Source organism: Halalkalibacter nanhaiisediminis, assembly GCF_007830185.1.
GTDB classification, from domain to species: domain Bacteria; phylum Bacillota; class Bacilli; order Bacillales; family Bacillaceae_D; genus Halalkalibacter; species Halalkalibacter nanhaiisediminis.
The window spans coordinates 84,134-111,091 of the sequence record NZ_VLKZ01000001.1 but is presented as its reverse complement, the minus strand read 5'-3'; the positions used below and the strand labels follow the sequence as shown (position 1 = coordinate 111,091).

Here is a 26,958-nt window from a genome sequence, read left to right as displayed (position 1 = left end):
CAGGAGATTGAACATAATGAATACTAAGCTATTATTATTAATAATCGGGACACTCCTTATAGTAACGGCTTGTGGTACTTCTTCAGACCAAAATGAATCTACAAATGAACAAGCCTCGACAACACAAGTTGCCGTTGAAAGCGTGGAGGAGCCTCTACATATTTATACGACGGTCTTTGCCCTACAAGATTTCATCGAAAAAATAGGTGGCCCCCATGTTCAAGTAACGAATATGATTCCAGTCGGCGTAGATGCCCACACATATGAACCAACCATTAGAGAAATGATTGAAGTCGCCGAAAGCGATGCCTTTGTTTATAGCGGTAGTGGTATGGAAGGGTTTGTTGATTCCCTAAAGAACAGCCTTCGTGATGAAGAGATTTTTATGATAGAGGCTTCACAAGGTGTCGCTTTTATTGAAGGAGATGACGACCATGCGCTTGAGCACAGTCATAGTCACAGCCACGAAGAGGAACATAGCCATACCCATGGTGATCAAGATCCACATGTCTGGATTGATCCAATTCGCTCGATTCAACTTGCGGAAAACATTAAAAATGGACTAACCGAGCTTTATCCAGAAGAACAAGAGTTTTTCCAAAATAACTTTGAACAGCTCCAAGCTGATTTAGAGACACTCGATGCTGAATTTACAGAAGCGACGTCAGATACGAAGCGTAATCAAATTCTCGTTGCCCATGCAGGATACACATATTGGGCTGAACGCTATGATCTCAAACAAGTATCAATCACTGGATTTACCCCGACAAATGAGCCTTCTCAAAAGCAGATACAGGAATTAATGACATTTACAAAAGCTCACGATATTCAGCACATTCTCTTTGAACGTAACTATTCCATTCAGACAGCCGAAATGTTTAAAGAAGAGATCGGTGCAGAAGCTCTTTATCTTTATAATCTTGAAAATCTGCGTGATGAAGAGATTGCAGCTGGTGAGGACTATTTTAGTTTAATGAGAAAAAACATTGAAACATTGAAAACCGTACTTAATTAAATGAGAAAAAGGATCCTCATACTCTGAATGGGGGTCCTTTTTACTGTGTTTTTAAAACAGATAAAATGATGCCATTCGCATAAAGTAAGACAAGTTAGATTATAATTAGCTGAATATACTTATCGCCATAATCTTCATAAAATTGTTCCTTTCCAACAACTAAACTGATTCGTTATAATAGGAAAGTTCGAATATCTTTTTTTGAAGTCCAAGCGTAAACACACGTACAGTATAAATAAAACAGAGTGTTATGGGAGGTATGACAAATGGAGCAATTTATACTCCTCTTAATTGAATCGTTTAAACAACTATCTTACCTAGGTGTCGTCCTAGCTCTTACTTTAGAATTTGTTCCTGCTGAACTAGTTCTTCCCCTCGTCGGCTACTGGGTTTATCAAGGGGATATGAGACTAACCCTTGCAATACTTGCAGGAACAATCGGAGGTACTTTTGGCCCCCTTACTCTTTATGCTTTAGGACGTTACGGCGGCCGACCGATGATTGTTAAATATGGAAAGTTCTTTTTGATCAAAGAAAAACATATTGAGGCATCCGATCGATTTTTTGAAAAACATGGGGCAAGCGTTGCTTTCTTCGCTCGATTTTTACCTGGAGTACGAACGGCTATTTCAATTCCATGCGGGATAGCAAAAATGAATGTATGGAAGTTTTCCATCTACACCTTTCTTGCTATGCTCCCTATAACGTCTATCTATATTTACTTAGGCTATATGTTTGGCCCACACTGGGAGCAAGTCGGACCGTTAGTAAAGACTTACATGCTTCCGATTTCGATTATCCTTATCATCCTGATCCTGTTCTATTTCCTATTTAAAAAATATATAGCGAAGAATTCAGTATCTACTGTTCGGAAAAAGTAAAAAATGATTGTTTTATCGGCTCAATCACGTAATAGGAGCTCTTCTAATCGTCTTAGAAGAGCTCCTATTTTTTCATATTCGATCACATCGTCTTAAATCTTAAAAGAAAACTTGAACAGTTCTGCTTCCATAGCTGATTTAAAAGCAATAATAACGAACGGTCCAAGAATTAATCCCATTATTCCGAGAAAGTATAATCCAAAATACATTGAGAGTACGGTAGCGAGTGCAGAGAGTCCCATTTGATCTCCCATCACCTTTGGCTCTAGTATTCTTCGAATGATAAGGAGAACCGCTGCTAAGACGAGTAACCAAAGACCTATTGCTGCCTCCCCTACAATAAAGACATAAATGGCCCAAGGGACAAGCACCAAGGCAGGCCCAACATATAATGGAATAATATCAACGACCCAAATGACAACAGACATGAGCAGTGCATGTTCAGGAACAATAAATAGTAATCCGATGTAGGAAAGCACTAAGATTAAAATGCTTAAAAAAAACTGTGCCTTCCAATAGCCCAAAAAGACTTTTCCTAAACGTTTCGTGACATACTGAATTTTTACCGCTGTTTCTTCCTTAAAGAAACCATAAAACATCTTAGTCAAACGAGGTAAATCAAGACTGATCAGAAACAACGTAATCAAGAAAATCAATGTAACGACAATCAAATCAGGAATCGACTGTATCCAAGAAGCCAAAATTGGAATCACATTCTGCGCTGCATCTGATGCCTGGTCCGTTAGCATCTGGCTCTGATTTTCCAGCTCTTGAACAAGCAAATGCTTCTGCGGAATATCACTAATCAACACATTAAAATCATCAATAAACTGATTGACAAATAATTGAATCTCAATTACATAGTGTGGTAGCTGATAAATAAAATTCACAAATTGATTGATAAGTGTCGTCATCGTCACATAAATTGTATAGCCTGTCACAATAACAAACGACGTGAAAACAATTATTACAGCACCTAACCGTTTCTCCGTTTTCATGTACTTTTGCAGGAGCTTTACAAATGGTTCAAACATAAGGGCCGTAAACAATGCCAATAAAATAGGCATAAAGAGAGCGGAATATATGTAAAGAATGATCCCTATTACCAGAAAGGCAAGAGCAATCATTCCTTTTCTTAGTACAGTATGTTTAGACAATCGCGGTCCCCCTCTTTTGAAAAGCCGATTAAGACATTTCTTAGACTATTACATCCGCTTACTTACATATTTTATTAAAAATAGCCTTACACTGCAAATGTGTATCCCTATTTTAAAAGAATTACACTTACATAGAAACCTCTTCTCTATTATATCGTTCTCTTCTTCTTTTTAGGTCATGAATTATTGATTAAATTATGTGAAATTTACTGATCACTTTAATGACGATAGTATTTTCTATTATTAGAAAAATTTAGAAATAATTCGCCTTTTTCTATTTCTAATTTTAATTGAAACATAACCATAAATACTTCCAAATCATTTCCTTCACTCAACTGTCACATTTTATATGTAAACGTTTTATTTGTTTTTTAGTCAAACTAATACGAAAAAAAGCATTCAGTATTGTTGCTAAATTTATACTATTTTAATTTGCGAATATTGTCGCATTCATGTACTCTCAATTAAGTCAAATAGTTACAATGATATATAGAAGGAGTGCGACAAAAGTAGAGGTGAGCATATCGAATCACAATAATAGCATTCCTTAACGTTAGATGGATATTTTTAGGAGGTCCAATCAGTGAAATCTGTGAAACAAAAATTTCTTTTTACTTTTTTACCGCTTATTTTAGTCACATTACTTGTTGGTTTTGGAATTGTTTATAACACATCTAAAAATTTACTGACAGACTCGTTCCAAGATGAAGCACTATTAATGCTTGATATGTCCACAAACGAAATTGACCATTACTTCATGACTCATGTCGAGCGTCTACAAAACATGGTCACATCCTCAGACTTAAGAAGCATGGATGAGGACACTCAAATGAGTTTCCTACAAGAAAAAATGACAGAATATCCTGAATATCTTGCCCTATTTGTTGCGGATACGAATGGAGATGGCTTTTCGACGACAGGAGCAACATTCAATATATCAGATCGAGAGTATTTCCAAGAAATTATGAACGGTGCCTCTATAAGTATTTCCGATATGATCTTCAGTCGTTCCACTGGTGAAAGCTCATTCGTCGTTGCTGTTCCTCTTCACGATCAAAATGGAAACCTAATAGGCTTAGGAGCAAGTACATTTACGACTGATACCTTTAATGAAATCGTTACTGGAATTGAGATTGGAGAGACTGGCTATGCCTTTGTTACTCAAGATGACGGGCTTATCATTAGTCACCCAAACAGCGAATACGTTGCCGAGCAAAATATTGAAGCTTTCGGAGTGAGTGAATTAACAGAAGCTCAAAATAACGCTGAAACGTCCAATGCTCAGATGCTTGAATTTGTGTTAGAAGGTGAAGGCGAGCTATTTACTTTCTACGAGAAAATTCCTTCTACAGATTGGAACCTTTTTATTACCGTTCCAAGTGAAGAAGCAACTACACAGCTCAATAGCTTAACGTATATTGTTATAATTGTTGTAGCCGCTGCTGCTATTCTAACGATCGTTGTCATTGTTTTGTTCGCACAAAGTATTACAAAGCGCTTAAAGGATTTACGCAATGTAACGGAACAAATCGAGCAAGGCGATCTCACCGTTCGCGCTAGATTAAAAGGAAAAGACGAGATTGCTTTACTCGGTAAGGATATTAATAAAATGACTGATACGATGAATGAGATGATCAACAATATTCAACATACATCGGCTCAGCTAGCGACATCCTCAGATTATTTAGTTCAGGCAAGTGATGAAACACGTGAGGCATCTGAACAAGTTGCCGAAAGTATTTCGCAGGTAGCTTCAGGAAGCTCAGAAGTCGCTTCTTCCGTTACCACGGTGAGTGAAGAAGTAAATGAAATCGCTCTTCAAATTGAAACGATTGCTTCAAATACTCATGAAGTGAAAGAATTAACAGAGGCTAGCAAACAAGCCTCGATAAATGGCGATCAGCATGTGAATAAGGCCGTAGCCAAAATGGGCGAAATGAATCAAAACGTACATGATTTATCAGAACTCATTAAAAAAGTTGATCAAAAATCATCGGAGATAGGCAAAGTAGTTGACATTATTTCACAGATTGCTGAGCAAACAAATCTTCTTGCATTAAATGCCTCGATTGAAGCAGCGCGAGCAGGGGAATCAGGAAAAGGCTTTGCCGTTGTTGCGGATGAGGTTCGCAAATTAGCGAATGAAACGACTCAATCTGTTGAACAAATTAGCCAGCTTATCTCAGAAACTCAAGAAGAAAGCAACCGAGCTGTTATCGCTGTTCAAGATGGTGTGACAACGGTTGAAGATAGCACAAAGACATTTAAAGTTGTCGCACAAGTGTTCAAAGATATTGCAAAAGATGTGAATCAAATTAATCAGAAAAATAAAGGCGTCGATGACTCCGTCCATCACTTAAAGCAAGTCGCCCAAAAAATCAGCGAACAAATGGAATCCATTTCAGCTGTCACAGAAGAAATTTCTGCAAGTAGCGAAGAAGTGAGTGCAACAAGCGAGGAGCAATCAGCAAGCGCTGAACATATTTCTCAAGATGCAGTCAAGCTTCAAACTCTAGCAGAAGACTTAAAAGAACTTCTGAAGCACTTTAAAGCTTAATATAGTAAAAAACAGCAGCCAAGGGACTACTCTTAGGCTGCTGTTTTTTATCATTAAGTAGGCGAGAAAACCCCCATCTTCAAGGAATGTGAAGGGAGAAGCCCAATGAGTAAGTGGGGGATGAATCGCCTTTTTTGCCTAGCAAAACACTTATTTGCATGGTAAAATAGTCTTGTACAGATTGCTCTTTGAAAACTGGATATATGAGGTTGTGACGAGAAACGCTTTGTCACGTAAAATATCCAAGCAACAATCGCCCCGCATATACCGAAGTAGCGAAAACCAAGCAGAGTAGGACGTGTGGAGAGTCCAACGTACAAGATAGGTAAGATTTCACCGTAGGGACTACGGGTAGAGCCTACTCTATAACTGGTGGGTACACTGGTGTTCGTAGGAATCCCCCACTTCAAGCTTTAGCTAAGTGGTGGGTAGTTCAACAAGTGATCGTAATCGAATAACTAGCTTGAAACACATCGCCTTGCTCTAAACGGTTAATACCAAGCTTCGTTTTAAAATCCCCAATCGTATCATATGTATCTGCAACCCCGTACCAAGGTTCAATGCACAAAAACGGCGCAATGCTCTTATCATCTTCATTATATTTTGACCAAATACCAACAAACGGAAAGCCTTTGAAATCAACCTGAATTTGATGAGGATTCTTTTTCGAAGCAATCGTCATTTGATCAATATTGCTGTAAATTAACGCATCATTAGCAAACATCCCTGCTGATAAAGGGAACGTGCTTAGTTCATTTACTGTTCCTTTAACATGTAAAAGAGACTGATCAAGATAATACTCTGTTACCTCTTGTTTTGATGGTTGAATTTTAATAAAGTAATCAGAAATATTTTCCCCATCTTGCAATGGCACCTTAAAAGCAGGATGAGCTCCGATTGAAAAATACATTGTATCCGTATCTTTATTCAAGACCTTCCATCTAACCTCCAGCTTTCTATCTGTTAGCTTATAGTCAATCATCACCTCAAATTCATAAGGATAGACATCAAGAAACCTTCCATCCGATGAAATTTGAAATCGTGCCGCTGTTTCGTGTTTTTCAACCAACTCAAAAGTGCAATCCCTTAAAAAGCCGTGCTGTGTTAATGTATAGTCTTGCCCATCAATCGAATAGTGATCATCCTTTAATCTTCCCACAATCGGAAACAAAACTGGCGAGACCCTTCCCCAATAAGCAGGGTCACCATTCCACATAAAATCCAGCCGGTTTTCCTTATGAAAAAATTCTGTTACTTCCGCTCCCTCCTCCTTTATTTGAACTCGTACTACATCATTTTCTAACACAACCATGCCATCATCTCCCACTCATTCAGCAATCAAAATGATACTTAAACCAATTGACGCAAAACTTTTGTTTTTCACAAAAAGACATGCCTTTACCTTAAATAGTCATATGATGTCTCTTTTTATTGATAAAATACGCCATTTCTTTAAAGCCAATTTCTTTTAATTTCACTTTCACTTGCTCGAATTCATCCCCTACCCTTGAAGGTTTGTGAGCGTCAGAACCAAACGTCACGCCAACTTGATAAAAAAGTGCTCTTTCAAGCATTTCCTCGGAAGGGTACCACCCTCCGCAATCCTTCGTTTTTCCTGACGTATTAATTTCAATAACAAGCTCCTGCTCGCCTATCACTTTTAAGGTCTGATTAACCGCTTCTGTTTCAATCGCTGAGAATTCTGGATAAAATCCCTTCATCGCATCTAAATGACCGAGAATGTGAAATAAACCGCTTCGTGCGGATGCTTCTATCAATTGATAATAGCTTTCCTTTGTTTTCACTTTCTCGGCGTCAGTCAATCCATCCCAGCGCTCCTTTTTAAAGATGCTAATGTCATTGACAAAATGAACCGAGCCAATCATATAATCAAACGGATATTTTAATAATTCTTGACGATAGACGTCGATATGGTTAGGGAAATAATCACTTTCAATTCCGAGTAGAACCGTGATCTTATCTGCATACTTTTCCTTTAGATGGAGGACTTCCTCTACGTATTTTGCAAGCTCACTTTTCGCCATCGCGATTCCTGGACGCAGCTGATCTTGCTCACTATGAAAATACGGGGTGTGATCTGAAATTCCGATAAGGTGCATCCCTTGTTTGATCGCCGATTGAATATAATCCTCTACTTTTCCTTCAGCATGGCCACAACGATCATGATGTGTATGAAAATCAAATACGAACGAATCCTGTTGCATATCCAAATCACCAACCCCCCTGCTAAAAAAGTCAGACTTCTTAAAATACTATCTCATGTTTTTTTATCTAATACAATCTTACTGCTTATCATGCCCATTTTCGATTTTGAGTAAAGGAGATGGTTAACCATTTTGTATACTGGAGATCGTCAATTTTGGTTGCAATTTCTTCGCGAATCGTATCATGCTCTGCAACCGTTTGTGCTCCAGATTTCGTATCTAAAATAAAGTCAATTTCAATATACAGCTTCTCTCCCACTTTCGATGTTCGTATCATGGATTCCTTAAATTTGTACTTTGACTCGATTTGCTTCACCAAATTCGTAATCCGAGATTGTATTGCTGGTGCTGGAGACATCTCGAGCACCTCTCTAAGGCTTGCTCGTAGCATCGTTAACGGCATTTTCAAACAATAGATCGAGACAAGTAAGACCATGGCTGGATCGATATAAACGACTACCCCTGCATAATTCGTATAAGTTAACACTGTAGCTATTAAAAATCCAACCAATACTGCCCCACTTAATAGTGTATCCATCAGCCACTGCTTTTTTTCTGCTTCTACAAAACCAGATTGTTTTTTTCCTGATTGTCTCGATAGGAATATAACAACCACGAAGCAGCCTACAGTTGAAAACACCGCATAGCCTAGAGCATACCCTGGCTGAACATTACTTCCTCCATTAGCAAGATCATAGACTGCTGAGACAATTGCACTTAAGCACAGGAGTAAAATAACAATTGCTTTCACTATGATAATAATGGGCTCGATTACTTCCTTTCCAAATGGAAAACGCTTTTCATCCTGCTTTTGAATATAAGCCGCTCCACTAAGCGATAGTAGTGATAGTCCGACACTAACAAAGGAATATGCACCATCAAATAAAATCATTTTCGATTCAATGGCGACTCCCCAAACAACACCCGTTAACGCAAAAAGAAGCGCACCATAGACGGACAAGGTTAATATTTGCTTTTCACTCATAGGTTACACCTCTTGTTTTTAACAAATGACTGAACGTCAGTCATTTTTATTGTAATGAAGAAGCTAATGCCTTCCCATTAGCTTAGTGCTCTTTTAATAAATTGAAAAAGCTCTTCTTTGTAAATATCTACGTTCTCTTCCTTTGTAGGATCACTTGCTAAATAATATGTTTCAGCAGATTGCTCAATGATACCGATAATGAGCTTAGCTTGATAGGATAGCACAGAGAGAGAGGGAATTTCTTTCTTTTCCATTGCTTCTTGCAGCTTCAATTCCACCCATTCATAATACGGACGATAAATATCTTCCCAGCGTTGGAAAGAATCATAGTAGGCAATTCCAGAATAGCAAAATTTAATCACTTCACGGTGTTTATCCGTCAGGGCAAAGGTTTGATCGATTAAGACGCGGACAATAGACAAAATATCGTCCCCATCCCTCACTTCATTGCGAACCACATCAATCTGTTCACAAAGAATTCGTTCAGCAATCGCTGGAACAATCGCACTTTTAGAATCAAAATATAAATAAAATGTTCCTTGAGCTACACCTGCACGTTTCACAATTTGTGAAACAGATGCTTTTTCAAATCCATTTTCTTTCATCTGTTCAAATGCTGCGTCAAGAATCAACTGATACTTTGTTTCTTGTTTTTCGTTCATTTCCGCCTCCTACAAACCGATTCACCAAATAACTGACTGACTGTCATTCATTAAAAGTGTATAGAAATTATTTACATCTGTCAAATATTATTAATTATTATTTGCTTATCGATTCAAAAGATTGTGGAATAATCCTTTATCTTGCTGTTTCCCATGTCGAAACGCTCTCTCGATTCCTAGCACCCTGCTTATTCTCTCTTCATCTTCCATTATTTTATTAATATCAAATACAATTGGAATCAGAACCGTATCAGGGCCTATAAACTCCTCTCCTTTTTGTTCCACCCGTAAACCAAATGAAATTCGAAGCATCCGATATAATTTCTTTTCAATAAGTGCTAGATAGTATTTAGGCTGGTGCAAAATAGCATGCTCAGCAAATACATGCATAAAAAACGGAAAGTATCCTTGTCGTTGATACTTAGGATGAATACAAAGCTTGTCGATCTCCCATGTCTGACTTTGATAAGCCATGATCTCCTCATGTTTAGAAAACTCCCACCTTGTAGGCCCTTCTACTGTACTATGAGGATTAGTAGGATCATATGGGATAAACTCAATCGTTCCAATTACTTTTCTTTTGCGTAACAAATGCTTTTTGGGCAATAAAAGATTGTATCTGATCCCCATTTCAGCATATGGATCGTTACGCCAACCTTGTTTTTCACAAGAAAATTCCCAAATATTCTCGAAAGCTTTTTGTTGTCTTCGTGTTTTCACTAATTCATACATATTCAATCACCACCTTATTCATACCTATTTTTAAGTCACTTTAATAACCCTTATACCGATTTTGTACAAGGGTTATAGTTTGAAATTAGTACCAAAATAATAATTAACCTCTTAGCTCTCCATAATGACTTCTATCGGATCTTTCTCCTCACCAGGTTGCTTAGACGGCTTTTCCTTTTTGGGATGTTCAAAAAACTTCATTGTCATATTAACATCAAGTATTTCTAGGACTGGTTTCTTCCATTCTTTTTTCACCCTTCTCATCACCTTTCTCATACCCCCTTTTAAGAGGGTTTTATTCTTAATAAAGAACGATTGTATTTTAAAAAATAATTATAACTAGATTAACAGTGTCTAAATAAAGATAATTATAATCATTTATTCTTTATAAAGAACACAATTGTATATTATCACCATTTTTTCAAGTTGTCAATTTCACTTTTGTTTTTATAATAGGTTCGAAAAATTTCTCCTACCATTATTTTGTGAATAAATAGGTACAATTAACATAGTAAAAAAGAAAATATTTTAAAAATTTACTATTATTTCGTTAATATTTCTTATATTATGTCGAAACAAATAGAGAGTGACTTTTTATATAAAAGGAGGAGTGCACAAATTGAAAAGTATTGGAAGAAAACTATTATTATCATTTGGAGCGTTATTACTTTTGGTAAGTGTATCTTTAGGTATTATTACCTATGCAAATTCTTCAACGCTATTAACAGAGGAAGTAGAATACTCCCTTTTAAATAAAGCGAATGATAGCTCTTTTCTCGTAGAGGAGCGTTTAGCAACTAGTTTGGCTGAAATCAATGCAATTGCTTCAAGAAATGCGATAACTAGTATGGATTGGGCTATTCAAAAGCCAGCACTTGAAAGTGATTTCGAACGACTGGATTATTTAGCCTTCGCTGTCGTAACTCCTGATGGAACAGCTACATATTTAGATGAAAACGTACTAGATCTTGGTGATCGTGATTACGTTCAGCAAGCATTTCAAGGCGTATCGAATGTCTCTGATGTCATCATTAGTAGAGCTACGAATGAACCAGTGGTCATGATTACTGCCCCAATTGAAAGTCGTGGTGAAGTAGTAGGTGCTTTAGTTGCTCGAATGGATGCTGGCTTTTTAAGTGCGATGATTGAAGATATCACATACGGTGATACGGGCTATGCATTTATGATTAATTCTAGCGGCGCGATGGTCGCTAACCGTGATCGTGAGCTTGTACAAAACCAGACGAATTATATCGAAATGGCTGAAACTAACACTGGTCTTGCTGATCTTGCAGATACAATGGTTTTAATGACAGAGCAAGAGCAAGGAGTTCATCCATATAACTTTGAGGGTGAGGCTCAATACCTTGGCTTTTCTTCGGTTGCAGGTACAGATTGGACAATTGGCGTAGGAGTAGCTGAAGAGGAAGTTTTAGCACCATTGCAAAGTCTCCAGGCATTTATGATGACAGCTATTGTTATTGTACTAGTAATTGGTTTAACGATTGTCTGGTTCATTGCTCGTAGCATTATTAAGCCTATCATCACAGTTGTTCAGCTTGGCGAATATATGAGTAACAATGATTTTACTCACTCTGTTCCTGAAAACCTTCTAAAGAGAAAAGATGAAGTAGGCACATTAGCACGTGTATTCAATCAAATTTCAGATCGTATGAAGGATATGATTACTCAAGTTGTAAATAGTTCTGAACAAGTATTAAGCTCTGCTGATACGTTAAATGATAGTGCTAAAAGAACATCTGAAATGGCCAATGAAGTAAATGCCGCGATTCGTGAGGTTGCAGGTGGTGCTGCGGTTCAAGTGCAAAGCTCCAGTGAAAGTGCTAGAGCAATGGAAGAACTTTCGCAAGGTGTTCAACAGATTGCCGAATCAGCCGCTGTTATATCTTCATCCTCTACGATGATGAATGAAAACGCGAATGAGGGTTACAAGTCAGTCCAATCAGCTATTGAACAAATGACCTTTATCCAAAATGGAACAAAGGAAACGAAATCGACCATTGAGTTGTTAGATAATGATTCTAAGGAGATTGGCCAAATTATTACCGTTATTACTGATATATCTGAACAAACAAATCTATTAGCATTAAATGCGGCAATTGAAGCAGCAAGAGCGGGTGAAGCAGGAAAAGGATTCTCTGTTGTTGCTGATGAAATCCGTAAGCTTGCTGATCAAACATCGAACTCAGCTAATCAAATTAAAGGGTTAATTGGAAAAATTCAAAGTAATACTGAAAAGTCAGTGACTTCTATAACAGCAAGTTCCGAAGATGTGAATAATGGAATTGAGCGAATAAATGAAGTTGGAGCAAAATTCAATGAAATTTTACGCTCGATTGAAGAAGTGACCGTCAAGATTGAGGATATGTCAGCAGTAGCAGAAGAAATGTCAGCAGGTACTGAGGAAGTCGCAGCATCCGTTCAAGAAATTGCTAGCACGTCACAAGTTGCTGCCGATAGCGCTGAACAAGTAACAATGGCTTCTGAGGAACAGCTCGTCATTATCAATGGGATTAATGAAGCAGCTAGCTCATTGTCTGACATGTCCAATCAGTTAAATGACTTGGTGCGACAATTTAAGGTGTAATAAAGACAATCAAGATTTAATTTTCGTATTTGGGCAGATCCTTTTCAAAAACCAAAACACCACTCATGCTAGGGATGAGTGGTGTTTTTCTATATCTTGATCTATTTAGGTTCTACAACTGCCCCATCAAAAGCAGATTGATAGATTTTTCGAATGTCGTCTTCTAATAAAGGCAATGGACTTCTAGCTAAGATTCTCTTTTGCTTGACTCCATCTTGTGTTAAGCTCTCTAAAGCTGATTCTGGTATATCGAATCCAGCTAAAGTAGACGGAATACCAACATCTTTCACTAGTCTCTCTAGTTCCTCCACACATTTATATGAGGCTTCTTCTTCAGATAAGTAGGTTGAATTTCCACCTAGGGCATTCAACATATCTGCCATTCTCTTTGCGCAGCTCTTACGAATATAGCCCATTACATATGGCAATAGAACCGCGTTTGACTCCCCATGAGAGATATGAAATTGTCCACCTAGTGGGTAGGCTAATGCATGAACACCAGCTACTCCAGCATTAAAGAAAGCTAGTCCAGCTAGATAACTACCATTACTCATATCAATACGAGCTTGCTTGTCACTACCGTCCTCTACTGCCTTTCGAAGTGAACGTCCAATTAAACGAATTGCTTGAAGCGCTAAGCCATCTGTCGTTGGACTAGCATTCACTGAAATGTATGCTTCTACAGCATGAGTCAATGCATCAATTCCCGTTGCCGCCGTTACTTTTGCAGGAACAGAAACGGTTAATTCTGGATCAACAATTGCCACATCAGCTAAAAGATAATCATGTGTGACGACATCTTTTGTTGTCTCTAAGGACAGGACAGAAATATTGGTCACCTCTGAACCCGTTCCAGATGTAGTCGGAATAAGGATTTTAGGTAATCCCTTCTTCTCTACATTTTTCGTACCTGTTAAGTTTAAGTAGTCAACAGCAGGTCCCTCATGCACAGCCAAAACAGCTGCTAGTTTTGCTAAATCAAGAGCGCTTCCACCACCAACACCGATAACCATTTCAAACTGACCTTTACGCGTAAAGGATACAAGCTTCTCACCCGTTTCCAAAGGTGGTTCAGGAACGACATCTGTGTATACAGTAACGGAATAACCTTCCTCTTCAAGCGGACCCGTTACGCGATCCGTTAGTCCAATTTTTGCTAACATCGGATCTGTCACGACAAGAATTTTCTTTGGTGCATATTTTTTAACTTCAGGTAACAATTCCTTTAAAGAGCCCCATCCTGTATAGCTTAACGGGGCGAAAACTAACTTTGACACACTCATAGATTTACCCCCTAACCTTACTCGTAATATCCTTCAGTTGATTTACGGAATGTTTTAAACTGCTCAGCATCATGACCAAACCAGACTTGGGAGTTCGTTTGATTGGCTAATCTACGTATTTTTTCAACAGCATTGGAGTAGCCAAGAGAATCATAGATAATACCAGGTGGCTTAATTGGTGGCCCGAAGCTTTCAGCGGTATAGATCGCATCCGAAGCAAGAATAATTCCACCTGTTTCTGGCATATTAATATGAAGACCTAGCATCCCCCAAGCATGTCCACTTCCGAAATTAAGGACTTTAATGCCTTCTGCTAATTCAAGATTATCTTCACTACGCTTCACTGTTTGCCATTGAAGGTTATTTTTGATCCAAGCATCAATGTCAGCCCAAATGTATGCGCCCTCTTTTTGATTGCGGGCATATGATTGAAGTGCTCCGTTCAATTCATCCTCATGCACAATGATTGTCGCATTTGTAAACATCTCTAAGCATCCAGCGTGGTCAAGGTGAAGATGAGATGCTACAACAAATTTAATGTCTTCTGGTCTTACATTTAACTCTTCTAAACGATTATGAAGATAGCATTCCTCTGGCATATCGATTGGAAACATTTGTTGAGTTGCTTTGCCCCAACGTCCTTCTGGTCCCATAGAGTTAGGATTACAAGCTGTATCAAACAAGATTTTACCTGCTGGATGATCGATCAATACTGTATAAACAGGAAATTTAACGAATTCGGTTTGTGCATTCGGATTATCGATTGTCGCAGGATTATGCATTGCAATCATCCAGTTTTTATCCATACTTAGTTGGCCATTATCCATGACATAAAGCTTCGGATTAGGTTTAATAATATTTGTCATATTGTTATTCCTCCTAAAATGCTGTTTTTATGGTAACGAATTTTAATTCCGTCATTTCTTCAACTGCATATTTGATCCCTTCACGTCCATAACCACTATCTTTGACTCCGCCATAAGGCATGTGATCAAGTCTAAATGTTGGAATATCATTAATGATGACGCCACCTGATTCAAGCTTTTTGGCTGCATTCATGGCATTGATGATATTTTGAGTATAGATTGCTACATTTAGCCCATATATTGAATCGTTAACCATATCGATTGCTTCGTCTAACTCTTTATATGGAACGATCGACACGACTGGAGCAAATGTTTCTTGGCAAGAAACAGCCATATTATTTGTCACATTCAGTAATACAGTAGGCGTGAAGACTGAGCCATCACGTGTGCCGCCTAAGCCAATCGTAGCACCCTGTTCCAATGCTTCCTCGACCCATGACTCAATTCGCTCCATTTCTTTCGGATTAATCATTGCACTAATATCAGTTGTTTCCTCTAGTGGATCACCGATTTTTAGTTGCTTTGCCTGTTCAATAAAAAGCTTACTAAATTCCTCATAAACAGATTCATGAACATAAATTCTTTGTAAGGAAATACACACCTGACCAGCAAAAGCAAAGGCTCCTTCTACGCATCTTGGAATAATTTTTTCCAAGGGAACGTCTGGCTCAACAATTAAGCCTGAGTTCGAACCAAGCTCTAACGTCACTTTTCGCAAGCCAGCCTTTTCTTTAATGATCTTACCTACTCCAGCACTTCCTGTGAACGTTACTTTTTTAACTCTTTCATCTGTGATAAGAGCATCACTGAGCTCTCTTCCACTTCCTGTGATGACTTGAAGTGCGCCATCTGGCAGTCCTGCCTGCTGAAAGATTTCAGCGATTAGATAGGCACTTAAAGGCGTTTGTTCAGCTGGCTTTAAGACAACTGTGTTTCCAGCAGCAAAGGCTGGTCCCAATTTATGAGCGACTAGATTAAACGGAAAATTAAACGGACTAATGGCCACGACAACACCTAATGGTTCTCTCCATGTAAATCCTAGGCGGTTTTCCCCACCAGGAGCGGCATCCATTGGAATGGTTTCCCCGTAAATTCTTTTTGCCTCTTCTGCAGCGAATTGGTAGGTAGCAATCGTACGATCGATTTCTCCTCTTGCTGTGCGAATTGGCTTACCAGCCTCAAGTGCCACAACGCGAGCTAACTCCTCCCTTCTTTCTTGAAGGATTGAGACAACCTTAAGTAAAATGTCTGAGCGTTTGTAGGCAGGCATTTCTTTCATTGTTTTATAGGCTTGTTGTGCACCTTCAATGGCTTTTTTAACATCTGCCTTATCTGCCATACTAATATTAGCGATTACTTCTCCACTATAAGGAGAGTGAAGCGCATAGGTTCTTTGTTTTGTTTCCCCTTTACCATTAATAAATAAACTTTTTGTTTCCATTCCGAACCTCCTTTCACGTTTATACTTGCAAGAACTGTGCCAACTTTGAAAGCGTTATTTTACAAAAGATTTTCATTTGTACAAATTTTATTATGGTGATAAAATTCACCATAAGAGATGCGATTGTTGATACAATAGGTTTTCATTGTCGGTGAAAAATTTCACCAACCATTGAATATTTTCACCATAATTTATAGGAGGCAGGAGTTCTTATGAAATCAATAACGATGAATACGGAAATTTTAGAAAGCGTTTTCTCTTCCATGTCAAATGGAGTGATAGTTGTGGACCATCATAAAAAAGTTTTATTAATGAATGAATCTGCCCAGACATTATTAAAACAAGGTCAGCAAGAATACATCGGCAAAGATATCCGTGAGTTTGTCCCTAATTCACAAATTCCTCATGTTCTTGCTAGTGGTGAAAGTACAATTGGCGTGAAAATGACGATTGCAGGGTTACAGTGCATGGTGAACCGAACCCCTTTATATCAGGATGGTAAGTTGATTGGAGCTGTTAGTGTTATTCAAGATATTTCTCAAATGGAACATTATCGTTCGCTATTGAGACAGATGGAGAAAATTATCGAGTTTTCTACAGACGGCATTTACGTTGTTGATAAAGAAGGAATTACCCTAACTGTCAATTCAGCCTACGAGGAATTGTCTGGGTTCAAAAGAGAAGAACTGATTGGTCATCACATGAGTGATTTAATGAAGCAAGGATATTTTGATCAATCCGTCTCTCTCCTTGTCTTACGAGATAAAAAGCGAATTTCAATTCTTCAACGAATTGGCAAGCAAAAAGATGTCATGGTAACAGGAAATCCTGTTTTCGATGAAGATGGTGACATTCAAATGGTTGTTACTAGTGTCAGAGATATTACTCAATTAAATGATCTAACGAATGAGTTAAAAAAGGCAAAAAGCTTTTCTCAAATGAGCCAAAATCGCTATACATTCTCTACGGATGGTTCCGATGAAAAAGTCATTTTTCAAAGTGTTCAAATGAAGGAAATCATTGATAAAGTTAAACAAATTGCCTCGTTCCCAACGAGTGTTTTACTGTCTGGCCCTTCAGGAGCTGGAAAAGAGGTTATAGCCAATTTAGTTCACCAATTAAGCGACCGCACAGATATGCCGTTTATTAAAGTGAACTGCGGAGCCATCCCCGAACAGCTATTAGAGTCAGAGCTTTTCGGCTATGAAAAAGGTGCGTTTACTGGTGCGAGAAAGGAAGGAAAAGTTGGCTTGCTTGAGCTAGCAGATAAAGGTACAGTCCTGCTGGATGAAATTGGCGAACTGCCACTATCCCTACAAGTCAAATTACTTCGTGTTCTTCAAGAAAAACAAATTCAAAGACTGGGCGGCAACAAAGTAAAGCAATTAGACATTCGAATTATTTCGGCAACAAATAAACATTTGAAGGAGTTAGTCGAAAAAGGCGAATTTCGTGAAGATCTATATTACCGACTACAAGTAATTGAATTATCGATTCCTCCATTAAGTCAGCGCCCAGAAGACATCGAGGTCTTACTTGATCACTTTTTCGCTTATTTTTGTAAATTATTTAATATCGAAAAGCATGTCTCACCCGAAACAAAACATATTTTACAAAGCTATCATTGGCCAGGAAACGTGAGAGAATTACGGAATTTAGTCGAGAGCATGATTGTGTCAGTCCCCTCACTTACAATTGAGCCTGTTGACCTGCCGCCACATTTTAATATTCATAGTTACCCAGAGTCAGCTCAAACATTAAAACAACGAGTGGAACAATTTGAAAAAAGGATCATTTTCGATGCCCTCCAGAAAAAAACGTCGATTAGAAAAGCTGCTGAACATTTAGGAGTTGATCATTCGACCCTTGTGAAAAAAATAAAAAAGTGGAATATGACGATCCCGAGGTTATGATCTAGGAATCAATCTAATATGTTAGTATGTTTTCCACCCATGGAACCCAAAATGGTATCCTCTTTTAAACCACTGATTCCTTTTATCTATTAGAATATCAGATGTATTCAAACTTTTTTCAGGATGTGAATGATTTCATGATATTAAGACTCTTCGATACTGTACAAGATGCTATACCCCTATTTTCATCAACAGGAAAAGATGTACTTGAAGTTCAAAATGAGGCTGGAGAAGCGGTTGGTGTTTTTACAATAAGCGATTTAAATGAAGCTATTCAAAAAGGGAACGTTTATAAACCTATTGAGAGCTTAATGAATAATCGTTGTGTAAAAAGCTCCAAACCCATACTGCACGAAATAAAAGACAATAAGTACTCAAAGCTCATTCAAAGTCATGTTTTCTCAGATATTATTAATTCCTTATACGATGGTGTGTATATTACCGATCAACACGGAGTAACAGTTGAAATCAATCAAGCTTACGAACGCATTACTGGAATTCGTGCTGAGGAAGTGGTCGGCTACCATATGGAGGAACTGGTGAAAGCAGGTCTTATTTCAAAGTCAGCTTCTATAGAAGTTTTAAAAGAAAAACGCCCAATCACAATGATGCAAACCATAAAAAACGAACGAAAAATCATTGTATCAGGAACACCCATTTTTGGAACTGACAATGAGATTTTATATGTCATTAATAGTGTACGGGATATAACCGAGCTATTGCGTTTAAAGCATCAAATAGAAGAACTTCAAGAACTCAAATCCCTCAGGCAAAGTGCGAGATACATGCATTCAGATATATACGATCAAATCCTTCATTCTACTATTATTAGCCAAGAGACAATGGAGTTATATGAACTGGCAGAACGTGTGGCACAAACAGATGTAAAAGTTTTACTTCAAGGTGAAACCGGAGTTGGGAAAACGCTTATAGCCAAATTTATTCATGAAAAAAGCAAACGTTCAAATTATGCTTTTTTCGAATTGAACTGTGGTGCACTATCTTCTAATCTTATTGAAGCAGAGCTGTTTGGATATGTGGCGGGCGCATTTACTGGTGCTTCTTCTAAAGGAAAAAAGGGTTTGATGGAATTAGCCCACCAAGGTACTCTCTTCTTAGATGAGGTAGGAGATCTACCATTAGAACTACAAGTAAAACTGCTTAAAGTAGTAGAAGAAAACAAGTTTATGCCCGTTGGGTCAACGGAAGTGAAGACCGTAGATGTACGTATTATTGCAGCTTCATATAAAGACTTAAAAAAGATGGTTGAGGACGGGACATTTAGAGAAGATCTTTACTATCGATTAAATGTTGTGCCTTTTACAATCCCACCACTTAGGCAAAGAAAAAAAGAAATCCTCCCTCTTATACACTATTATTTAGATCAATTTAATCAAAAGTATGACATGAAAAAGGAGTTTACTCTTGAAGCGTTAGATGCCCTTTTGGAGTACGACTGGCCTGGTAATATCCGAGAATTGATTAATGTGGTTGAACGACTTGTTGTAACCTCTGTCAAATCAGCTATCGAGCTACAGATTGTTCCAAATGAGATTCGATTACGCTCTAAAAAACATTATTTAGATGAAGAAGGAATCGTTCCTTTGAAAAGTGCAATGGAGAAACTTGAACGTGATTTAATCATAAAAGCATTAAAAAGATATAAAACAACCAGAAAAGCAGCTGAAATATTAAAAGTTAGTCAATCTACCATTGTCCAAAAAATGAAAAAGTGGGAGTCATCCGATTAGTATTTTAATCGAAATCACTTTAATGATTACTATCATAATCAAAAAAATGATTTCAATTTAATTATACACCCATCCCAAACCTATATTAACCTACTGTTTTTTTGAAAATTTGAAACGTTGGCACATTCCTTGCATTAATAGAGTTAAGAAGGGAGAGTTGTAAAATGAATATAGCAACATTTAAAAGTGCAAATAAGTTAATTACTGGCGAAGGAGCAACTGATAAGTTATTTAAAGAGGTGAAACGATTAAATATTAACAATCCATTAATTGTTACAGATAAGATCCTCTTAGACATCGGTGTAGTTAAAAACATTCAAGAAAAATTAGAAGATATTTCAAGTAGCATTTACAGTGGGGTAAAGCCTGAACCCGAGATTGCCCTTGTTGAGGAATGCGCATCAATCTTTCAGGAAGGTCAACACGATGGCATTATTGCAGTAGGTGGCGGTAGTGCAATTGATATCGGGAAAAGTGTCTCTGCCTATGCAAATTTTGATGGCAAAATTGAAGAGTTATTTGGTACCGATTTAGTTCCGCAAAAAGGTGTTCCAATCATTGCAATCCCAACAACAGCTGGGACAGGCTCTGAAGTAACCAATATTGCGATTCTCTCAGATAAGGAAGCTCAATTAAAAAAAGGAATTGTAAGCGACTACATACTTCCAGATGTTGCGATCGTCGCTCCAGAGATGACACTCACAATGCCACAGTCTGTAACAGCTGCTAGTGGAATCGATGCCCTTGTTCATGCAATTGAAGCGTATATTTCTGTAAACGCTTCACCTATTACTGATTCGCTCGCAATTGGAGCTATGAAATTAATCGCAAAGAATCTACCAAAAGCATATGCCAATCCAAACCATATTAAAGCACGTGAGAATATGGCAACTGCTAGTTTAATGGCTGGGATGGCTTTTGGAAATGCAGGAGTAGGAGCAGTTCATGCCCTCGCTTATCCACTTGGAGGCAGATACAATATTGCACACGGTGTGAGTAACGCGCTTCTCCTACCTTACGTAATGGAGTGGAATAAAATAAGCTGCGTCGAACGTTTCCGAGATATTGCCGAAGCCTTAGGAGAACATGTAGCAGGGCTAACGGATGAAGAAGCGGCTGATCGTGCTGTAGAAGCGATGCGCCGTTTATGCGAGGTTGTGAACATCCCAAAAGGTATGCGTTCATTTAATGTACCAGAAGAAGATCTTCCTTCCATGGCTGAAGATGCAAGTAAAATTGACAGACTATTAAAGAATAACCCTCGGTTGTTTTCTGTTAATGATATTGAAAAAATTTATCAGTCTGCATTCTGATATTTAGGGGGAAAGAGAGATGTTATGGAAGCAAAGAAAAGATGGTGAAGAAACACCTTACACACCTTTGGGGCCTTTCAAATTAAGATTACCTTTTATTCATTATCGTTTTGAACTACCTGATTATTTTCAAGGTCTTCTCATGTGTGCGGTTGATTTAGCAGCCATACCTTTAATGGTACAGTATCTTGGGATGCCTTTTGAAGTCGCATTAGCAGTCGTTATTTTAAATGGAATTTTATATTTAACCCATCACCTGTTAGGTGATCCCGTAGTTCCAGGCTGGATTACACCAGCAATTCCGTTAATGATTTTATTCGTCTCGCAATTCCCTGAAGGAGACGAAAGGATATACGCGCTCATAGCCTTCCAGCTAACCTTAGGAATATTCTCGATTTTTCTTGGAATAACTGGTTTAGCTAGTAAAGTCGTAGGGCTAGTTCCAAATGCATTAAAAGCAGGTGTTATTTTAGGTGCAGGTTTTGCAGCTATTATTTCAATCTTTGAGGTAGGGGGACGTTTTGAAATGTTCCCGATTACGATTAGTATTGCATGTGGGTTTGCATTTTATCTCATATTCTCAAAACATTTTGCAAAACTCAAAGCAAGAGGTGGAGCTTGGCGTGTCCTTGCTAACTTAGGTATCTTCCCTATTATCATTTTATCCATTATCATTGCACCACTATTTGGTGAAGCACCATGGCCTACGATTGAGTGGGGATTTAGTAATCCCGATTTTGTTACATTATTTACTGAGTTCACTGTTTTCGGGTTAGGCTTCCCACCGTTGATGATGTTTATCTCTTCCATTCCAACAGTACTAGCTACTTACATTGTTTTATTTGGTGATGTATTGCAAAGTAAAGCCCTTGTCAGTGAGGCCGATGAGATTAGAACAGATGAAAAAATTGATTACAACCCAAATCGCGCTCACTTAATCTTTGGTGGACGAAACGCGACAATGGGTATTTTTGGACCAGATATTGTCATGTGTGGACCGTTATGGGCAGCCATGCAAGTCGTTGTAATTGAGCGTTATAAAGATGGTAAAAAGGCGATGCACTCTCTTTTTGGAGGTTCTGGATCTTTCCGTTGGGGAACAAATACAGGATTACTATTATTACCAATCGTTAGTTTAGTAGAACCAATACTTGGTGTTGCTTTAGCGCTTACTCTTCTTATCCAAGGTTATGTAAGTGTTCGTGTTGGTATCATGCAAGCGAAAAGTCAACGTGATTTAGGAATAGCAGGTATCATTGGAGCCGTATTGGCAACGAAAGGGGCAACATGGGCTTTCGTAGTTGGGATCATTCTTTGCTTAATCATTTACGGCAAAGATTTCTTTAAAGGTGATGAGGAAAAAGAAGAGTTTGAATTTGAAAAGATTAAAAACGCTTAAGAATAGTAAAGGAGAATTGATACAATGAAACATTATCAAATGTATATAAATGGTGAATGGGTAGGACAAGAACTTGATTTGATTGAAGTAACCAACCCAGCTACAGCAGAAATAATCGCAACAGTTCCACATGGTGGATATAAAGAAGCCTATCTAGCTGCTGATGCAGCGTATGAAGCGTTTCGTGAGTGGTCACGATATTCAGCTTATGAACGTGCTGAGTTGATTCGTAAATGGCATGATCTAATTGACGAAAACAAAGAAGAAATCGCAAAAATTATGACATCAGAGCAAGGAAAGCCTTTGAAAGAATCAATAGGCGAAATGAATTATGCGAATGGCTTTTTTGCTTGGTATGCTGAAGAGGCTAAGCGGATTTACGGTGAAACGATTCCTGCTACCCAACGTAATAAACGTCTCTTTGTCCATAAACAACCAGTTGGAGTTATTGCTGCGATTACACCATGGAATTTCCCAGCGGCAATGATTACTCGTAAGGTAGGACCAGCTTTAGCTGCAGGTTGTACGGTCGTTATTAAACCAGCTAACCTAACTCCCCTAACTGCGATTAAAATGGTAGAACTCGCTGAAAAGGCTGGAATTCCAAAGGGTGTAGTGAATTTAGTAACTGGTGACTCAAGAGCCATTGGAGAAGCTTGGTCAGAAGATGGTCGTGTTCGTAAACTAACTTTCACAGGGTCAACTGAAGTTGGAAAGACATTGTTAAAAAGTTCTGCGGATACTGTAAAGAAGGTATCGATGGAGCTTGGGGGGCATGCACCAGTAATCGTGATGGATGATGCCGATTTAGATAAAGCGGTAGAAGGCGTTATTAGCTCAAAGTTTCGTAATGCTGGTCAAACATGCGTTTGCTCAAACCGTGTTTATGTACATGAATCGATTTACGATAAGTTTATCGAGAAGCTCGTTCCTAAGGTGAAGGAACTTAAAATTGGCAACGGACTTGAGGAGGGTGTTGATATTGGACCTCTAATTAATCAAGCTGCTGTTGAAAAAGTCCAAAATCATATTGAGGATGCTGTTAAACTTGGAGCAAAGATCGAAGCAGGTGGTAACGTAAAAGAAGGTTTATTTATGGAACCTACTGTATTGTCTAACGTTAATGATGAAATGCTATGTATGACAGATGAAACTTTTGGACCATTAGCACCTATTACTTCTTTTAAAACAGAGGAAGAAGCAATAAAACGTGCAAATGACTCCATTTTCGGCCTAGCAGCATATGTTTTCACAGAAAACATTACTCGCGGAATTCGTATTACTGAAGCACTTGAATATGGAATTATTGGATTAAATGATGGACTGCCATCTACACCACAAGCTCCGTTTGGTGGATTTAAACAAAGTGGTATGGGACGTGAAGGTGGCCATTATGGAATAGAAGATTATTTAGAAGTAAAATATGTTTCATTAGGTCTATAAATAAAGTCTAACATAAATCTATAGACACAAAAGGCAGTGCGTTTGCACTGCTTTTTGTGTTGAGAACCAAGTTCTTATGACAGGAACACATCTAAGAGGCCAGACCTCTCCTTTTACATAGGGGATGTCTGAATAAAATTCACTGGCTGCCAATAAAGAAGAGCTGCATGAAAATTGTGGTGATAATGATACTTGTTACCTTCATAAATGATATACTTTTTTAGCACACCTTCAACGTTATTACAATAAAGGATGGGGCTTTTAGCTATTTCTAAAAGCCCCATCCTTATGTCGTTCGATTATGCTGACATTTTTAAATGACTGTCGATTTTATTTTTCTTGCTACCACTTATACATGCTCCAATTATGCCAACAATGATTAAAACTAATAAAACTGTACCAATATTAAATCCAAATCCATTTAAAAAGACATATCCAATACTACCAGCTAGAACGACATAAAATGTCATTGGAATCAATGTTTTTCGAATGAGATTTCCTTCTTTCCCTATTAGACCAGCTGCTGCAGATGCAGCAACAACATTGTGAACACAGATCATGTTCCCGGCTGCTCCCCCTACTGCTTGAAGCGCAACAATCGTGGCTGGATTTACCCCAATGCTATCGCCAACTCCAAATTGGAACAGTGAAAACATCATATTACTAACGGTATTACTACCCGCAACAAATGCGCCAAGTGCGCCAATGAGCGGTGCAACCAATGGATAATAATCACCAAAACCATTAGAAATCGTTTCGGCAAGCACTAAAGGCATACTCTCATACCCTGAAGCATTCACCCCTGAGTTAATAAAAATTTGAACCATTGGTACTGAAAATAATAAAGCAATCATGGCACTAGCAACCGTTTTTGATGAGTCACTAACAGCTTTTTTATACTCTTTAAATGACATTTTATGTAAAAACACAGCAAAAATGGAGACGACGACAAAAACAGTTCCTGGTACATTTAATGGTGCACTTGAAATGGATATTGACGTTCCAAATACATTTTCAGCGGAAAGCACCCATGACTTAATCCACTCACCAAACGGTAAAAATTGTACACGTGTCAGAACTAGTAACAGCGCCACTACTATATACGGAGACCAAGCTGAAAGTAATGAAATACGTCTCTTCGGTTTCTCGTTTTCGTCTATATGCAAATTCCCTACCCAGTCAGGATCCCAAGTCGATTTGTCTCCAAAGTCCCACGTCTGTTTCGGTACAAAAAGACCTTTTTTCGCTGCTGGAATAATAATCGCTAAACCAATCAGGGCTCCGAGTAAAGACGGAAACTCTGGTCCAAGTAGATTGGCGACAAGAACGTAAGGAACAGCAAACGCAACCCCTGCAAAAAGGGCAAATTTCCATACAGCGAGTCCTTCTTTAATCGATTTGTTCTTGCCGAAGAAAAATGTCAACATTACTACCATAAACAACGGTATAAATGTTCCGATTATCCCATGAAGAACGGCAACTTGTCCACCAATTCCGTATAAAAGTGACGTAAATGTCGTTCCTTGCTCCGCGACATACTGCTCCACAAGCGGAGATCCTGTGAGTCCAGTGTTAACACCAATTAAGATTGGCGTTCCTACTGCACCAAAGGATACGGGTGTTGATTGGAGAATTAAGGCTACCATAACAGCGCCCATCGCTGGAAAACCAATAGCAACTAGAAGTGGCGCAACAACGGCTGCAGGGCTTCCCCAACCAGCTGCTCCTTCTATAAATGAACCGAATAACCAACAAATAATAATCACTTGAATCCTTCTATCTGGTGAAATCGAAGTGAACCCTTGGCGTATTGTATGCACGGCTCCACTTTCTTTTAATGTATTAAGTAATAAGATTGCACCAAAGACAATCAAACCGACTTCAAGTGCTGTGACAACCCCTCTAACACTTGCGGCAGCTACTTGATTTCCTGGAACATCCCAAACAAACAAGGCTAATAAAGCGGTTACAACAAATGCAATTGGCATGGCACGTTTTGCTGGCCAACGTAATATAACGAGAAATAAAAATACGGCGACAATAGGTACAAGAGCTAACAATGAAAGTACAATAAGACCATCCATAACTTTAACCTCCAACTCCGCTGTTAAGCAGGTCATCAGATGACCTGCCATCTGATCTCATTATAGGTTAAAGCGCTTTCTTAATTCAACATAAAAATTGGAATTATAGAAAAATTTTTAATCTTAACATAAAAAAACCTCCATTAAGTAGTTACTGGAGATTTTCTTCATATTTAATTTTCTTCATTATTCTTCCTTAAAACCGACCGCACCGCACGTTCGATTTCCTCATATCCAGTACATCTGCAAATATTAGATGAGAGCCATTCTTTTAGTTGTTTATCGCTCGCATTGGGGTGATGATTAACTAAGGAGTGGCTATTCATAATAAAACCTGGCGTACAATAGCCACACTGAAAAGCAAATTCCTCTACAAAAGCAATTTGTATAGGAGCAGCCTTTAACCCTTCAATTGTCATAATCTCAAGATCTACTGCTTCAATAGCGAGCATCAAACATGATTTCATAGGCGATCCATTAATTGTTATCGTACAAGCTCCGCAATCTCCATTCGAGCACCCAGGCTTAGATCCCGTTAAGCCCAATTTTTCTCGTAGCACATATAAAAGCGTATCAGCCGCTCTGATTGACACCAATCTTTTTTCACCATTTATATCAAGTGTAATAGGCAGTAGATTCATTA

The 26,958-nt window shown here is 38.3% G+C and carries 21 protein-coding genes; 9 read left to right on the top strand and 12 right to left on the bottom strand.

Features of this window, described 5'->3' with window-relative positions:
* Positions 1 to 16: 16 nt before the first annotated feature.
* Together IQ10_RS00515 and IQ10_RS00510 are read left to right on the top strand one after the other, a co-directional pair.
* The gene (locus tag IQ10_RS00515) at positions 17 to 1,015 is read left to right on the top strand and encodes a metal ABC transporter solute-binding protein, Zn/Mn family (protein WP_144448525.1); all 999 of its coding nucleotides are present in this window, start codon (positions 17 to 19) and stop codon (positions 1,013 to 1,015) included.
* Between the two features lie 266 nt (positions 1,016 to 1,281).
* A complete protein-coding gene (locus IQ10_RS00510) occupies positions 1,282 to 1,896 on the top strand; it encodes a DedA family protein (RefSeq protein WP_144448524.1) in 615 nt (204 codons plus the stop codon).
* Between the two features lie 92 nt (positions 1,897 to 1,988).
* Here IQ10_RS00510 and ytvI read toward each other — a convergent pair whose 3' ends face one another.
* Complete coding sequence (gene ytvI, locus IQ10_RS00505; protein WP_144448523.1) at positions 1,989 to 3,053, bottom strand: sporulation integral membrane protein YtvI; 1,065 nt, start codon at positions 3,051 to 3,053, stop codon at positions 1,989 to 1,991.
* Between the two features lie 583 nt (positions 3,054 to 3,636).
* Between ytvI and IQ10_RS00500 the strand changes: the two genes are divergently transcribed.
* A complete protein-coding gene (locus IQ10_RS00500; protein ID WP_144448522.1) occupies positions 3,637 to 5,610 on the top strand; it encodes a methyl-accepting chemotaxis protein in 1,974 nt (657 codons plus the stop codon).
* Positions 5,611 to 6,043: 433 nt separating this feature from the next.
* Here IQ10_RS00500 and IQ10_RS00495 read toward each other — a convergent pair whose 3' ends face one another.
* The 6 genes from IQ10_RS00495 to IQ10_RS00470 form a co-directional block, all read right to left on the bottom strand.
* Positions 6,044 to 6,922 carry an aldose 1-epimerase family protein gene (locus IQ10_RS00495; RefSeq protein WP_144448521.1) on the bottom strand — a complete coding sequence of 293 codons (879 nt, stop codon included), beginning with the start codon at positions 6,920 to 6,922 and terminating at the stop codon, positions 6,044 to 6,046.
* A gap of 91 nt (positions 6,923 to 7,013) precedes the next feature.
* Positions 7,014 to 7,835, bottom strand: coding sequence for a histidinol-phosphatase (locus tag IQ10_RS00490; protein ID WP_144448923.1), 822 nt, complete (start codon positions 7,833 to 7,835; stop codon positions 7,014 to 7,016).
* A gap of 88 nt (positions 7,836 to 7,923) precedes the next feature.
* The gene (locus tag IQ10_RS00485; protein WP_144448520.1) at positions 7,924 to 8,820 is read right to left on the bottom strand and encodes a cation diffusion facilitator family transporter; all 897 of its coding nucleotides are present in this window, start codon (positions 8,818 to 8,820) and stop codon (positions 7,924 to 7,926) included.
* Positions 8,821 to 8,897: 77 nt separating this feature from the next.
* Positions 8,898 to 9,482, bottom strand: a complete 585-nt coding sequence (locus IQ10_RS00480) for a TetR/AcrR family transcriptional regulator (RefSeq protein ID WP_144448519.1) — start codon at positions 9,480 to 9,482, stop codon at positions 8,898 to 8,900.
* A gap of 105 nt (positions 9,483 to 9,587) precedes the next feature.
* Entirely contained in the window at positions 9,588 to 10,214 is a 627-nt protein-coding gene (locus IQ10_RS00475; protein WP_144448518.1) for a hypothetical protein, read from the bottom strand.
* 111 nt (positions 10,215 to 10,325) lie between these two features.
* On the bottom strand, positions 10,326 to 10,469 hold the full coding sequence (locus tag IQ10_RS00470) for a paeninodin family lasso peptide (RefSeq protein WP_158639946.1): 144 nt from the start codon (positions 10,467 to 10,469) through the stop codon (positions 10,326 to 10,328).
* A 364-nt stretch (positions 10,470 to 10,833) separates the two neighbouring features.
* Here IQ10_RS00470 and IQ10_RS00465 point away from each other — a divergent pair, with 364 nt between their 5' ends.
* Positions 10,834 to 12,822, top strand: coding sequence for a methyl-accepting chemotaxis protein (locus IQ10_RS00465; protein WP_158639945.1), 1,989 nt, complete (start codon positions 10,834 to 10,836; stop codon positions 12,820 to 12,822).
* A gap of 101 nt (positions 12,823 to 12,923) precedes the next feature.
* On the opposite strand, the gene IQ10_RS00460 is transcribed toward IQ10_RS00465, so the two are convergent.
* The 3 genes from IQ10_RS00460 to IQ10_RS00450 are packed head-to-tail and all read right to left on the bottom strand — an operon-like array spanning position 12,924 to position 16,412.
* Positions 12,924 to 14,105, bottom strand: a complete 1,182-nt coding sequence (locus tag IQ10_RS00460) for an iron-containing alcohol dehydrogenase (protein ID WP_144448515.1) — start codon at positions 14,103 to 14,105, stop codon at positions 12,924 to 12,926.
* A 17-nt stretch (positions 14,106 to 14,122) separates the two neighbouring features.
* The gene (ahlS, locus tag IQ10_RS00455) at positions 14,123 to 14,971 is read right to left on the bottom strand and encodes an AhlS family quorum-quenching N-acyl homoserine lactonase (RefSeq protein WP_144448514.1); all 849 of its coding nucleotides are present in this window, start codon (positions 14,969 to 14,971) and stop codon (positions 14,123 to 14,125) included.
* A gap of 13 nt (positions 14,972 to 14,984) precedes the next feature.
* On the bottom strand, positions 14,985 to 16,412 hold the full coding sequence (locus IQ10_RS00450; protein WP_144448513.1) for an aldehyde dehydrogenase family protein: 1,428 nt from the start codon (positions 16,410 to 16,412) through the stop codon (positions 14,985 to 14,987).
* A 212-nt stretch (positions 16,413 to 16,624) separates the two neighbouring features.
* Here IQ10_RS00450 and IQ10_RS00445 point away from each other — a divergent pair, with 212 nt between their 5' ends.
* The 5 genes from IQ10_RS00445 to IQ10_RS00425 all read left to right on the top strand — a co-directional run bounded on the left by IQ10_RS00445 (position 16,625) and on the right by IQ10_RS00425 (position 24,231).
* Entirely contained in the window at positions 16,625 to 18,325 is a 1,701-nt protein-coding gene (locus IQ10_RS00445) for a sigma-54 interaction domain-containing protein (RefSeq protein ID WP_144448512.1), read from the top strand.
* Positions 18,326 to 18,462: 137 nt separating this feature from the next.
* Entirely contained in the window at positions 18,463 to 20,076 is a 1,614-nt protein-coding gene (locus IQ10_RS00440) for a sigma-54 interaction domain-containing protein (protein ID WP_144448511.1), read from the top strand.
* Between the two features lie 164 nt (positions 20,077 to 20,240).
* Positions 20,241 to 21,389, top strand: a complete 1,149-nt coding sequence (locus tag IQ10_RS00435; RefSeq protein ID WP_144448510.1) for an iron-containing alcohol dehydrogenase — start codon at positions 20,241 to 20,243, stop codon at positions 21,387 to 21,389.
* Between the two features lie 19 nt (positions 21,390 to 21,408).
* Positions 21,409 to 22,788, top strand: coding sequence for a hypothetical protein (locus IQ10_RS00430; protein WP_144448509.1), 1,380 nt, complete (start codon positions 21,409 to 21,411; stop codon positions 22,786 to 22,788).
* 24 nt (positions 22,789 to 22,812) lie between these two features.
* The gene (locus IQ10_RS00425; protein ID WP_144448508.1) at positions 22,813 to 24,231 is read left to right on the top strand and encodes an NAD-dependent succinate-semialdehyde dehydrogenase; all 1,419 of its coding nucleotides are present in this window, start codon (positions 22,813 to 22,815) and stop codon (positions 24,229 to 24,231) included.
* A gap of 299 nt (positions 24,232 to 24,530) precedes the next feature.
* Here IQ10_RS00425 and IQ10_RS00420 read toward each other — a convergent pair whose 3' ends face one another.
* Together IQ10_RS00420 and IQ10_RS00415 are read right to left on the bottom strand one after the other, a co-directional pair.
* A complete protein-coding gene (locus IQ10_RS00420; RefSeq protein ID WP_144448507.1) occupies positions 24,531 to 26,315 on the bottom strand; it encodes an L-lactate permease in 1,785 nt (594 codons plus the stop codon).
* A 173-nt stretch (positions 26,316 to 26,488) separates the two neighbouring features.
* Positions 26,489 to 26,956 carry a (2Fe-2S)-binding protein gene (locus IQ10_RS00415; protein WP_144448506.1) on the bottom strand — a complete coding sequence of 156 codons (468 nt, stop codon included), beginning with the start codon at positions 26,954 to 26,956 and terminating at the stop codon, positions 26,489 to 26,491.
* Positions 26,957 to 26,958 lie beyond the last annotated feature (2 nt).

Coding starts and splice junctions, on each gene's coding strand:
- IQ10_RS00510 (WP_144448524.1), top strand. CDS start 1,282: ATGGAGCAATTTATACTCCTCTTAATTGAATCGTTTAAACAACTATCT.
- ahlS (WP_144448514.1), bottom strand. CDS start 14,971: ATGACAAATATTATTAAACCTAATCCGAAGCTTTATGTCATGGATAAT.
- IQ10_RS00450 (WP_144448513.1), bottom strand. CDS start 16,412: ATGGAAACAAAAAGTTTATTTATTAATGGTAAAGGGGAAACAAAACAA.
- IQ10_RS00480 (WP_144448519.1), bottom strand. CDS start 9,482: ATGAACGAAAAACAAGAAACAAAGTATCAGTTGATTCTTGACGCAGCA.
- IQ10_RS00445 (WP_144448512.1), top strand. CDS start 16,625: ATGAAATCAATAACGATGAATACGGAAATTTTAGAAAGCGTTTTCTCT.
- IQ10_RS00475 (WP_144448518.1), bottom strand. CDS start 10,214: ATGTATGAATTAGTGAAAACACGAAGACAACAAAAAGCTTTCGAGAAT.
- IQ10_RS00485 (WP_144448520.1), bottom strand. CDS start 8,820: ATGAGTGAAAAGCAAATATTAACCTTGTCCGTCTATGGTGCGCTTCTT.
- IQ10_RS00425 (WP_144448508.1), top strand. CDS start 22,813: ATGAAACATTATCAAATGTATATAAATGGTGAATGGGTAGGACAAGAA.
- IQ10_RS00415 (WP_144448506.1), bottom strand. CDS start 26,956: ATGAATCTACTGCCTATTACACTTGATATAAATGGTGAAAAAAGATTG.
- IQ10_RS00490 (WP_144448923.1), bottom strand. CDS start 7,835: ATGCAACAGGATTCGTTCGTATTTGATTTTCATACACATCATGATCGT.
- IQ10_RS00430 (WP_144448509.1), top strand. CDS start 21,409: ATGTTATGGAAGCAAAGAAAAGATGGTGAAGAAACACCTTACACACCT.
- IQ10_RS00495 (WP_144448521.1), bottom strand. CDS start 6,922: ATGGTTGTGTTAGAAAATGATGTAGTACGAGTTCAAATAAAGGAGGAG.
- IQ10_RS00435 (WP_144448510.1), top strand. CDS start 20,241: ATGAATATAGCAACATTTAAAAGTGCAAATAAGTTAATTACTGGCGAA.
- IQ10_RS00440 (WP_144448511.1), top strand. CDS start 18,463: ATGATATTAAGACTCTTCGATACTGTACAAGATGCTATACCCCTATTT.
- IQ10_RS00515 (WP_144448525.1), top strand. CDS start 17: ATGAATACTAAGCTATTATTATTAATAATCGGGACACTCCTTATAGTA.
- IQ10_RS00460 (WP_144448515.1), bottom strand. CDS start 14,105: ATGAGTGTGTCAAAGTTAGTTTTCGCCCCGTTAAGCTATACAGGATGG.
- IQ10_RS00420 (WP_144448507.1), bottom strand. CDS start 26,315: ATGGATGGTCTTATTGTACTTTCATTGTTAGCTCTTGTACCTATTGTC.